General features: G+C 67.6%; 11 protein-coding genes and 1 pseudogene. All 12 read left to right on the forward strand.

What is annotated here, in order from left to right:
• The coding region (locus tag AC2VOR_RS20725; RefSeq protein ID WP_486964437.1) for an AMP-binding enzyme at positions 1 to 437 on the forward strand (437 nt) is incomplete at its 5' end.
• Positions 424 to 1,197 (forward strand): class II aldolase/adducin family protein, encoded by a 774-nt coding sequence (locus AC2VOR_RS20730; RefSeq protein WP_369741568.1) that lies wholly within the window; start codon positions 424 to 426, stop codon positions 1,195 to 1,197. The genes AC2VOR_RS20725 and AC2VOR_RS20730, both read left to right, overlap by 14 nt.
• 92 nt (positions 1,198 to 1,289) lie before the next feature.
• On the forward strand, positions 1,290 to 2,558 hold the full coding sequence (locus AC2VOR_RS20735; protein ID WP_369738441.1) for an amidohydrolase family protein: 1,269 nt from the start codon (positions 1,290 to 1,292) through the stop codon (positions 2,556 to 2,558).
• A 167-nt stretch (positions 2,559 to 2,725) separates the two neighbouring features.
• Complete coding sequence (locus AC2VOR_RS20740; protein ID WP_369738442.1) at positions 2,726 to 3,058, forward strand: ArsR/SmtB family transcription factor; 333 nt, start codon at positions 2,726 to 2,728, stop codon at positions 3,056 to 3,058.
• Positions 3,059 to 3,062: 4 nt separating this feature from the next.
• Complete coding sequence (locus tag AC2VOR_RS20745; RefSeq protein WP_369738443.1) at positions 3,063 to 3,542, forward strand: NADH-quinone oxidoreductase subunit B family protein; 480 nt, start codon at positions 3,063 to 3,065, stop codon at positions 3,540 to 3,542.
• Positions 3,542 to 5,515, forward strand: a complete 1,974-nt coding sequence (locus AC2VOR_RS20750) for a proton-conducting transporter transmembrane domain-containing protein (protein WP_486964438.1) — start codon at positions 3,542 to 3,544, stop codon at positions 5,513 to 5,515. Before AC2VOR_RS20745 ends, AC2VOR_RS20750 begins: the two co-directional genes overlap by 1 nt.
• Positions 5,516 to 5,520: 5 nt before the next feature.
• Positions 5,521 to 6,471: a respiratory chain complex I subunit 1 family protein gene (locus tag AC2VOR_RS20755; RefSeq protein WP_369738444.1), complete on the forward strand. Its 951-nt coding sequence runs from the start codon at positions 5,521 to 5,523 to the stop codon at positions 6,469 to 6,471.
• Positions 6,472 to 6,481: 10 nt separating this feature from the next.
• Positions 6,482 to 7,144, forward strand: a complete 663-nt coding sequence (locus AC2VOR_RS20760; RefSeq protein WP_369738445.1) for a hypothetical protein — start codon at positions 6,482 to 6,484, stop codon at positions 7,142 to 7,144.
• Complete coding sequence (locus tag AC2VOR_RS20765; protein WP_486964439.1) at positions 7,144 to 8,610, forward strand: proton-conducting transporter transmembrane domain-containing protein; 1,467 nt, start codon at positions 7,144 to 7,146, stop codon at positions 8,608 to 8,610. The genes AC2VOR_RS20760 and AC2VOR_RS20765 overlap by 1 nt, the downstream gene beginning before the upstream one ends.
• On the forward strand, positions 8,607 to 10,085 hold the full coding sequence (locus tag AC2VOR_RS20770) for a hydrogenase large subunit (RefSeq protein ID WP_369738446.1): 1,479 nt from the start codon (positions 8,607 to 8,609) through the stop codon (positions 10,083 to 10,085). Before AC2VOR_RS20765 ends, AC2VOR_RS20770 begins: the two co-directional genes overlap by 4 nt.
• A 92-nt stretch (positions 10,086 to 10,177) precedes the next feature.
• Positions 10,178 to 10,540, forward strand: a complete 363-nt coding sequence (locus tag AC2VOR_RS20775) for an ArsR/SmtB family transcription factor (protein WP_369738447.1) — start codon at positions 10,178 to 10,180, stop codon at positions 10,538 to 10,540.
• 191 nt (positions 10,541 to 10,731) lie between these two features.
• Positions 10,732 to 10,924, forward strand: a pseudogene (locus AC2VOR_RS20780) (hypothetical protein); the annotation flags it as partial.

A 10,924-nucleotide genomic window follows, 5' to 3' on the forward strand; every position in this document is an offset into this window, starting at 1 on the left:
CCGACCACGACAAGCTGTTCACGCGCGACGGGTGGATGCGGATGGGCGACATCTGCGAGATCGACGCGGACGGCTATCTGAGCGTCACGGGGCGCACGTCGGATTTCATCCTGCGCGGTGGTAAGAACATCAGCGCCAGCCAGGTCGAGGACGCCGTCGCCACCCATCCCGCGATCGCGGTGGCCGCCGCGGTGGCGATGCCCGATCCGGTGTTCGGCGAGAAGGTCTGCCTCTACGCCGAACTCGCCGCTTCGCCGGGCATCGACCTGCCCGAGTTGGCCGAATTCCTCTTGGCGCAAGGAGTTTCCAAGGAACTGCTGCCCGAGCGGCTCATCGTGGTCGATGAGCTGCCCCGTTCGTCGGGAGGCAAAATAGCCAAAGGCCTGCTCCGCGAAGACATCCGCGCCAGAATGGAGGGCGATGATGAAGGGTGCTGACGCCAGGCGGGGCGGCCTCGAAGTGTGGTCGCCCTCGGTGGTTCCCCCGATCGGGGTCGAACTGTCCGACGAGCAGGCGTTGGCGGTCGCGTTCCGGCACCTGGCCGCGATCGGGTTCGCCGAGAACATGGCCGGACACATCACCTGGCAGCTCGACGGCCAGACCGACATGCTCGTCAATCCGTGGGGGCTGTGGTGGGCCGAGCTCACCGCCTCCGACATCTGCGCCGTCGACAGCGACGCCCGGGTGGTCCGCGGGCGCTGGGACGTCACCCCGGCCATCCACATCCACACCGAACTGCACCGGGCCCGCCAGGACGCGCGGGTGGTGATCCACAACCATCCCTACTACGTGTGCGTGCTCGCCGCGCTGGGCAGGCTGCCCGAGTTGGTACATCAGACCGGCTCGCTGTTCCTCGGCGACCTGTGCCTGGTGGACACCTACGACGGCGAGATCGACAGCCCCGCCCGCGCCGCGGAACTGGCGACGCGCATCGGCGACGCCAACCTGACGATCCTGGCCAACCACGGCGTCCTCGCCACCGGCCGCAATCTGCCGGAGGCCGTCTACCGCGCGGCCTCGATCGAACGGGTGTGCAAGCTGGCCTACGACGTCATGCTCACCGGCAAAGAGCCCGTCGCCATGAACTTGTCCGACATGGCAGGCATGCAGCGCTCGCTCGTCGAACGTGCCGCCGACGTGTACTGGGCGGGCGCGGCGCGGATGACCATCAAGGCCGACCCGGATGTGCTGACGTGAAGCCCCGGCCATCCCGGTGGACCCGGGGCGGCGACACGCCGGTCGGCCGCACCGCCACGTCACACTTATCCCACTCGATCGGAGGTTGACGGGTGAAATCGATCGACGAGCTGGCCGAAGACCTCAACTTCACGACCGCCAAGACGGGCGACACCCGGTCGGTCACCTTCCTGCCCGACCCGCCGCGGGCGCCGCGCCGCTACACCGTGATCTCGGTCGACGATCACATCGTCGAACCCCCCGATACCTTCGCCGGGCGGGTGCCGCGCAAGTTCGCCGACCGCGCGCCGAGGGTGGTCGACACCGACGCGGGCGGCCAAACATGGGTGTACGACGGCCGGCAGTTGCCCAACGTCGGCTTCAACGCCGTGGTCGGGCGGCCGGTGGCGGAGTACGGCTTCGAGCCGGTCCGTTTCGACGAGATGCGCAGGGGCGCCTGGGACATCCACGAGCGCATCGCGGACATGGACCTGAACGGCATCTACGCCTCGCTGAATTTTCCCTCGTTTCTGCCGGGCTTCGCCGGACAGCGGCTGCAGCAGGTGACCACGGACCGCGAGCTGGCCCTGGCCGCCGTCCGCGCCTGGAACGACTGGCACCTCGAGGTGTGGGCGGGGTCCTACCCCGAGCGGATCATCCCCTGCCAGCTGCCGTGGCTGCTGGACCCCGTGGTGGGCGCACAGATGATCTACGAGAACGCCGAGCGCGGTTTCCCCGCCGTCACCTTCAGCGAGAACCCGGCGATGCTGGGGCTGCCGAGTATCCACTCGGGGCACTGGGACCCGATGATGGCGGCGTGCGCCGAGACGGGCACCGTCGTCAATCTGCACATCGGGTCGTCGGGATCCTCGCCGTCGACCACCGAGGACGCGCCCCCGGATGTGGCCGGTGTGCTGTTCTTCGCCTATGCGATCTCGGCGGCGGTCGACTGGCTGTACTCCGGGCTGCCCAGCAGATTCCCCGACCTGAAGATCTGCCTGTCCGAGGGTGGGATCGGCTGGGTGGCCGGGCTGCTCGACCGTCTCGACCACATGCTCAGCTACCACGCGATGTACGGCACCTGGCAGGCGCTCGGTGAAAGCCTCACTCCGGCAGAGGTTTTCACTCGTAACTTCTGGTTCTGCGCGGTGGAGGACAAGTCGTCGTTCGTGCAGCGGGACCGCATCGGTGTCGACAACATCATGCTGGAGGCCGACTACCCGCACTGCGACTCGACCTGGCCGCACACCCAGGAGACCGTCCACGGGCAGATCGGCGATCTGCCGCAGGACGTGATTCGCAAGTTCACCTGGGAGAACGCGTCCCGGCTGTACCGGCACCCGGTGCCGGTCGAAGTGCAGCGCGATCCCGAGGCGTTCTGACTTTCAGCCGAGTTCCCGACTCGCAGTCGCCGGCCGCTTGCCGATGGCACGAGGCGCAAAACGGATCGTCGGCGTCAGTCGCTCCGGGTAGGCATGACTCCGAATGGACATGATAAAGTCTTCAACTGTTCGAACGTTGGAACGATGAAGTCTTCAGGAGGGCTGTGGTGTCGGCGCCGCTGTACCAACTCAAGGCCGAATTGTTCAAGACGCTCGCCCATCCGGCGCGAATCAGGATCCTCGAGCTGTTGGCAGCGCAAGATCGATCGGTCGCCGAGTTGTTTCCCGAGGTGGGTTTGGAGGCGTCGAACCTGTCGCAGCAGTTGGGAGTGTTGCGCCGCGCCGGGGTGGTGAGTTCTCGCAAGGAGGGGAGCGCCGTGATTTATTCGATGGCATCCCCGAACATCGCGGAATTGTTGATGGTCGCGCGAAATGTGCTGGCCGGGGTGTTCAGCGACCGGGCCGCGATGCTCGATGACCTACAAGCGGATCAACGGTAGCCCGATGAGTTGGATTGGCAAGATCTTGCGTGTCGGCCGCGTGGTGGAAGGTGCCGGTCCAGCCCCGGAGCCTGTCATGGATCCGCCTGCGGGAGTGCGGGGTTCGCTGCAGATCCGGCATGTCGATGCGGGGTCGTGCAACGGCTGCGAGGTGGAGATCTCGGCCGTGTTCGGTCCGGTGTACGACGCCGAACGATTCGGGGCGCGGCTGGTCGCCTCGCCCCGGCATGCCGATGCGCTGCTGGTGACCGGAGTGGTCACCCGCAACATGGCTGACCCACTGCGCAACACGGTCGCAGCCACACCGCAACCGCGGGTGGTGATCGCCTGCGGCGACTGCGCGGTGAACCGGGGGGTGTTCGCCGATGCCTACGGGGTGGTCGGTGCGGTGGACGAGGTGGTGCCCGTCGACGTCGGAATCCCCGGCTGCCCACCCACACCCGCCGAGATCGTCGCGGCGTTGCGCTCGGTGACCGGAAAGTAATGGCCACGCTCACCATTGCTCCGGCAACCGAGCCCAACACGGTGCATCACCAGGGTTTGGCATCGCTTGCGGGCGGAGCCGTCACGTCGGCGCTGGGCGCACTCGGGGTGTGGGTCGGCTTGCTCGCGGTTTTCGGCACGGTGCGCCCGCTGCATATCGGCTGGCTGATCCCCCTGTCGGGGGTGTATCTGGCGCTCGACCCACTCGGCGGGTTCTTTGTCGCGCTGACGGGTGGGGTCGCCATTCCCGTCGGGGTGTACGCGATCGGCTACGCGCGTCGGGAACATCTCGGGCGGCTCCCGTCGGCAGTGCTGCCGGTGTTCGTGGCGGCGATGCTCCTGGTCCCGGCGGCGGGGTCGGCGACGACCTTCCTGGTGGCGTGGGAGTCGATGGCGCTGGCGTCGCTGATCCTGGTGGTGGCGGATCACACACGGCCTGAAGTGCGTTCGGCCGGTCTGGTGTATGCGGTGATGACGCAGCTCGGGTTCGTGGCCATCCTGACCGGGCTGATGGTGCTGTCGGCGTCCGGCGGCGCGGATCGCTTCGCCGCACTGGCGCCGGTGTCCGATGGCACGCGTATCGCCGTGTTCGCGCTGACCGTGGCCGGGTTCGGGTCCAAAGCCGGGTTGGTGCCGTTGCATGCCTGGCTGCCGCGGGCACACCCGGAGGCGCCCAGCCCGGTATCGGCGTTGATGAGTGCGGCGATGGTCAACCTCGGTGTCTACGGCATCGTCCGGTTCGACCTGCAGCTGCTCGGGCCGGGCCCGCGTTGGTGGGGGCTGGTGCTGCTGGCGATCGGCGCTGTGTCGGCGGTGTACGGGGTGCTGCAGGCCACGGTGGCCACGGATCTCAAACGGCTGCTTGCCTATTCGACCACCGAGAACATGGGGTTGATCACCCTGGCGTTGGGGGCAGCCACGCTGTTCGCGAACTCCGGCGCGCGCGCGGCGGCCACGATCGCGATGGCAGCAGCGGTGCTGCATCTGATCGGGCACGCAGCGTTCAAAGGCCTGGGCTTCATGGCCGCCGGTTCGGTGCTGGCCGCGACCGGGCTGCGTGACTTGGACCGGCTTGGCGGGCTGGCCCGCAGAATGCCCGCGACCACGGTTCTGTTCGGAGTGGCCGCCCTGGGGGCGGCCGGACTTCCGCTGGGCGCCGGTTTCGTCGGCGAGTGGCTGCTGATTCAGTCGCTGATCCACGCCGGCGCCAACCACGACACGCTGGTGGCGCTGACCGCGCCGTTGGCGGTCGGCGCGGTGGCCTTGACCACCGGACTGGGTGTGGCGGCGATGGTCAAGGCGTTCGGTGTCGGGTTTCTGGCACGTCCACGCTGCGCGGCCGCCGGCGACGCGGCAGAAGCCCCGGGCAGCATGGTCGGCGGGATGGTCATCGCTGGGTGCGTGTGTGTGGTGGCGGCGGTGGCGCCGGGGGTGGCTGCGCCGATATTGCGGCGGGTCCTCGCCGTGCTGCCTGCGGCGGCGACGGTCCGGTTCAGCGACTTCGGCACGGTGATACGGCTGCCCCGGATGTCCGGGTCGGTCGCGCCGGGGTGGATCGCCGCGGCGTTGACTGCGGCGGTGGTGCTGGCCGTCGTGCTGGCACGGTGGCGCTCGCGCCGGCGTCCACGACCCGCCCTCCTGCCGCTGTGGGCATGCGGTGCCGACGACCTGACGTCGCGGATGCAATACACGGCAACATCATTCGCGGAGCCGCTGCAGCGCGTCTTCGATGACGTATTGCGTCCAGACACCGATATCGAAGTTACCCACCTCGACGAATCGCGATACATGGCTCAGGCGGTCACCTATCGGGCCAAGTTCACTGACGCGATCGAAGACCGCCTCTATACCCCGGTGATCCGTGCGGTGGCCGTGGCGGCCGCTTTGGTGCGGCGCGCTCACACCGGCAGCGTGCACCTCTACCTCGCCTACGGTGCGCTCGGCGTGCTGATCGTGATGGTGGTCGCCAGGTGAACCCTATGTCGTTCGTCGCCGGCGTCGCGCAGCTGGCCGTTGTCGTGTTAGGTGCGCCGCTGATGATCGGGCTGATGCGCCAGGTGCGGGCCGCGTTGGAGGGACGCGCCGGTGGCGGGCTGCTGCAACCCTGGCGGGATATACGCAAACAGCTTGGCAAACAACAGGTCACCCCGCGGGGCACCACGGTGGTGTTCGCTTCGGCGCCCGCGGTGCTGGCCGGCACCACGCTGCTGATCGTGGCCATCGCGCCGATCGTGGCCACCGGGTCGCCCCTGGACCCGGTCGCCGATCTGTTCGCCGTTGTCGGCCTGCTGTTCCTGGGTACCGTCGCGTTGGCGTTGGCCGGAATCGACACCGGCACCTCCTTCGGTGGCATGGGCGCCAGCCGCGAGATCACCATCGCCGCGCTGGTCGAGCCGACGATCCTGCTCGCCGTCTTCGCGCTCTCCATCCGCGCCGGGTCGTCCAACCTCGGCGCGGTGGTCGCCAACACGCTCGAGCACCCGGGGCACGTCGCATCGCTGACCGGAGTGTTGGCTTTCGTCGCCCTGGTGGTGGTCATCATCGCCGAGACCGGACGACTACCGGTCGACAACCCGACCACCCACCTCGAGTTGACCATGGTGCACGAGGCGATGACGCTCGAATATGCCGGGCCTCGCCTGGCATTGGTGGAATGGTCATCCGGGATGCGGCTGGCGGTGCTGCTGGCGCTGCTGGCGAATCTGTTCGCACCATGGGGCATCGCCGGAAGTCGTCCCAGCCCGCTCGACATCGTGATCGGTGTCGTCGCCATCGCGGCCAAGGTCGCGCTGCTGGCCGCGCTGATGGCTGCCGCGGAGGTGTTCATCGCCAAGCTGCGACTGTTCCGGGTGCCCGAACTGCTGGCCGGGTCGTTTCTGCTCGCCCTGCTCGCCGTCACCGCCGCGAACTTCTTCACCGTGGCGGCATGAGGACGCACCGATGACCGACTCGACCTTCGCTACCCTGATCGACTTCGCCGCCGGTGGGCTCCTGCTCGCCGCCGTGCTCGTCACCTGGCGCCGCGACCTGCGCGCCGTCGTGCGACTGCTGGCTTGGCAGGGCTTCGCGCTCGCGGCCATCCCGTTGCTGCGCGCAATCCACGACGCTGACCGCGCCCTGGTCTACGTCGGGATCGCGGTCCTTCTGCTGCGCGCGGTGGCGTTGCCGTGGCTGTTGGTCCGGGCGCTGGCCGCCGAGCCGAGCGACCAACGCGAGGCCACCCCGCTGGTCAACACCGCCAGTTCGCTGCTGATCACCGCCGTGCTGACCATCGTGGCATTCGCGGTCACCCGGCCCGTCGTCGACCTCGAGCCGACTGCTGCGGCCACCGCCGTTCCCGCCGCGTTCGCCGTGATCTTCATCGCGCTGTTCGTGATGAGCACGCGGCGCCACGCCATCTCACAGACCGCCGGATTTCTGATGCTGGACAACGGGATTGCCGCAACCGCATTCCTGCTGACCGCAGGCGTGCCGCTGATCGTCGAACTCGGCGCCTCCCTGGATGTGCTGTTCGCCGTGATCGTGATCGGGGTACTGGCCGGCCGACTCCGGCGCGCCTTCGGCGGCGCGGACCTGGACCAACTGCACGAATTGCGCGATTGATGACCGCACTGTTGCTGGTGCCCATCCTCGCACCGATCACCGCCTCGCTGATCACCCTGATCTGGGGGTGGCGCCGCGTCACGGCAACCGTCACGGTGCTTTCGGCGGTGACGATCCTCGGTTGCGGCGCCGCGCTCGGATTCCAGGTCGGTTCCGGCCGGTATTTTGCGCTGAGCGGGCTGCTGCGCGCCGACGCGTTGTCGGTGACCATGGAGATTGTCATCGGGGTGGTCGGCACGCTGGCCACGGGGGCCAGCATCGGTTACGTCAATGCTGAACTTGCCGACGGCCACACCGACGCCGCCGGTGCGCGGCTGTACGGCGCGCTGACGCCGGGGTTCCTGGCTGCGATGGTTATCGCGGTGTGCGCCAACAATATCGGCGTAATCTGGGTCGCGATCGAGGCGACCACCGTGGTCACCGCGTTTCTCGTCGGGCATCGCCGGACCCGCACCGCGCTGGAGGCGACCTGGAAATACGTCATCGTCTGCTCGGTCGGGATCGCGATAGCCTTCCTGGGCACCGTGCTGCTGTACTTCGCGGCCCAGCACGCCGGGGCACCTGCCGCCCACGCGCTGAATCTTGACGCGCTGCTTGCCCACGCCGGACGTCTCAACCCCGAAGTGACCCGACTGGCCGGCGGTCTGCTGCTGATCGGATACGGCGCCAAGGCCGGTCTCCTGCCATTTCACACCTGGCTGGCCGACGCGCACAGCCAGGCTCCGGCGCCGGTGAGCGCGCTGATGAGCGGGGTATTGCTGTCGGTGGCGGTTTCGGTGTTGATTCGGATCAAACCGATCATCGACGCCGCCGTGCCGGGCTTCCAGCGCACCGGGTTGCTGGTGACCGGATTGGCGACGCTGCTGGTCGCGGTGCTGATGCTGACCGTGACCGGTGATGTCAAGCGGATGCTGGCGTACTCGTCGATGGAAAACATGGGCCTGATCGCCATCGCTCTCGCGGCGGGGACCACGCTGGCGATCGCGGCGCTGCTGCTGCATGTGCTTGCCCATGGCATCGGTAAGACACTGCTGTTCCTGTCCGGCGGCCAGTTGCAGGTTGCGCACAATTCGACTGCCGTCGTAGACATCACCGGGGTCCTGCGACGCTCACGGGTGATCGGCGCATCGTTCGCTGTCGGGCTGATCGTGCTGCTCGGTCTGCCACCGTTTGCGATGTTCGCCAGCGAGGTGGCCATCGCCCGGTCGCTGGCCGATGCACGACTGGGGTGGGTGCTCGGCGTCGCCATGCTGCTGATCGCCGTCGCGTTCGCCGCGCTGGTGCGAAATTCCGGTCGCATGCTGCTGGGCGTCCCGGTCGGCGCCGCGCCCCGGATCGCCGTCCCCGCCACCGTGGCAGCCGCTCTGCTGGCCGGTGTTGCGGCATCGATCGCACTCGGGGTCACCGCGGGACCGCTGACCGACCTGTTCACCACTGCCGCCAGCCAGGTCGGAGCCGTTCGGTGACACCGAATTGGCTACACCACAGGCTGCCGGGTGACGAGATCGCCGGTAAAGCAGAGGAATTGGTAGACCAGGGATTTCGCCTTGGGCTGGTGGCCGCCCACGACGACGGCGAGCGGTTGCGGGTGGTGTACCTGTTCCTCGCGGGCCACCCGGACCGCCGTGTCGAGCTCGAAACCCTTTTGACGGCAGCCGATCCGGCGCTGCCCTCGCTGGCGTACCTGTCCTTCCCCGCGAGCCGCTTCGAGCGGGAAATGGCGGACCTCTACGGGATTCGGCCGGTCGGGCACCCCCATCTGCGGCGGCTGGTGCGCCACGCGCACTGGCCGCAGGACTGGCATCCGATGCGGGCCGACGCAGGGCTCCCACCGCAGTTCGCGGCCACCGGAGGGTTCCCGTTCGTCACCGTGCAAGGAACCGGGGTGTATGAAATCCCGGTCGGGCCGGTACATGCGGGGCTGATCGAGCCCGGCCATTTCAGGTTCTCCGTCGTCGGCGAGACCGTGTTACGGCTCAAGGCGCGGTTGTGGTTCGTGCATCGTGGGCTGGAGAAACTCTTTGAGGGACGTCCCGCCACCGCGGCGGTCGATCTCGCCGAACGAATCAGCGGCGACACCTCGGCCGCACACGCGCTGGCCCACAGCCTGGCGATCGAGGACGCGCTCGGCATCGAAATGCCCGAGGAAGCGCAGCGACTGCGTGCTCTGCTCGTCGAGCTCGAACGGCTCTACAACCACGCCGCCGATCTGGGCGCAATGGCCAATGACGTCGGCTATGGCATCGCCAACGCCCATGCCCAACGCATCCGCGAACAACTGTTGCGCCTCAACGCCGTGGTGACCGGGCACCGGCTGCTGCGTGGCGCCATCTACCCGGGCGGCGTCACCGTGAATCGGCTGCCCACGGCCGCCCAATTGCACTCCATCGCCACCGACATCGCCGAAATCGCCGAACTGACCCTGGCCAACACCGTGGTCTATGACCGCTTCGCCGGCACCTCGGTGCTGGACCGCGATGACGCCCGGGCGATGGGCTGCCTCGGATATGTGGCCCGGGCCAGCGGTGTGCGCACCGACGCCCGCACCGAGCATCCCTTCACCGCTTTACCCATCACCGAGAGCGGCGCCGGCGCGGGCGACGTGCTGGCCCGCTATACGCTGCGACGCGACGAGTTCGCCGCGTCGGCCACATTAGCCGCTTACCTGGTCGAATCACACACCGGCCCAAACAAATACGTCGTCCCCGCCCCGTCGACACGCGGACCACGCAGTGGTATCGGCATCGTAGAAGGATGGCGCGGCACCATCGTGCACCGTGTCGAAATTAGCGCCGACGCGCGCATCACCCGCAGCAAGGTCGTCGATCCGTCCTGGTTCAACTGGCCCGCGGTGCCGGTGGCGATGGCCGACACGATCGTCCCGGACTTTCCGTTGACCAACAAGAGCTTCAACTTGTCCTACGCGGGCAACGACCTGTGACGCAGTCGCTCGGCTGGACCGTATCTTCTGTCTCAACGAATTGCTAACATTGGCAACTAGTCATAGTGCAGGCCGCTTTCACGGGAGGCGTCATGGCAGACTCGCGTCAGCCGCTTTACCGGATGAAAGCGGAATTCTTCAAAACGCTGGGTCATCCCGCCCGCATCCGGGTGTTGGAACTGCTCAGCGAAGGCGAGCTCACGGTCTCGCAGATGCTGCCCGAAGTGGGTATCGAACCCGCCAACCTATCTCAGCAGCTGTCCATCCTGCGACGGGCCGGACTGGTCGTCGCGCACCGTCAGGGGCTCACGGTGACCTATGCGCTCACCACATCACAGGTCGCAGACCTGCTCTCTGTGGCCCGGGCCATCCTCACCGGAGTGGTAGCCGGCCAGGCCGAAGTGCTCGACGAGGCACACGGGCCGCCGTCGCTGGCTGCCGGATCGGCGCGCTGACGCGACCGCGTCGAAGCCGGTACGTCGCAGGGCCGTCACTACTACTTGCCAACTTTCTAAAGTATCGATATTGAAAAGATCTGGTTATCGGAATGTCGAAGAGGACGAAAAACGCTGCGGCCGAACACATGCGCTTCGGTGGCATTGAGAACGTCACAGCTGTCGGCATCACGACCGTCGGCGTGGCCGCCGTGAGAACACCGTCTACCCGGGCCCGAGATCGCGCGGTCTGGGTGGCGATGGAGAACTACGCGGCGCTGATCACCGAGGCCATCCCGAGGCGGGCGGTACCGTTGCCGCTAACCCAGAATGACCCGGCCGCCGTCGCGGCCCGGCTCACGCAGCTGCCGTCGCGGGTCGCGGCGGTGTTTCTGATCGGTCTAG

The organism is Mycobacterium sp. TH-M103 (genome assembly GCF_057473785.1).

Excerpts from the sequence above, each read along its gene's own strand:
- AC2VOR_RS20775 (WP_369738447.1), top strand. The coding sequence starts at position 10,178 with ATGGCAGACTCGCGTCAGCCGCTTTACCGGATGAAAGCGGAATTCTTC.
- AC2VOR_RS20730 (WP_369741568.1), top strand. The coding sequence starts at position 424 with ATGAAGGGTGCTGACGCCAGGCGGGGCGGCCTCGAAGTGTGGTCGCCC.
- AC2VOR_RS20755 (WP_369738444.1), top strand. The coding sequence starts at position 5,521 with ATGTCGTTCGTCGCCGGCGTCGCGCAGCTGGCCGTTGTCGTGTTAGGT.
- AC2VOR_RS20745 (WP_369738443.1), top strand. The coding sequence starts at position 3,063 with ATGAGTTGGATTGGCAAGATCTTGCGTGTCGGCCGCGTGGTGGAAGGT.
- AC2VOR_RS20750 (WP_486964438.1), top strand. The coding sequence starts at position 3,542 with ATGGCCACGCTCACCATTGCTCCGGCAACCGAGCCCAACACGGTGCAT.
- AC2VOR_RS20765 (WP_486964439.1), top strand. The coding sequence starts at position 7,144 with ATGACCGCACTGTTGCTGGTGCCCATCCTCGCACCGATCACCGCCTCG.
- AC2VOR_RS20760 (WP_369738445.1), top strand. The coding sequence starts at position 6,482 with ATGACCGACTCGACCTTCGCTACCCTGATCGACTTCGCCGCCGGTGGG.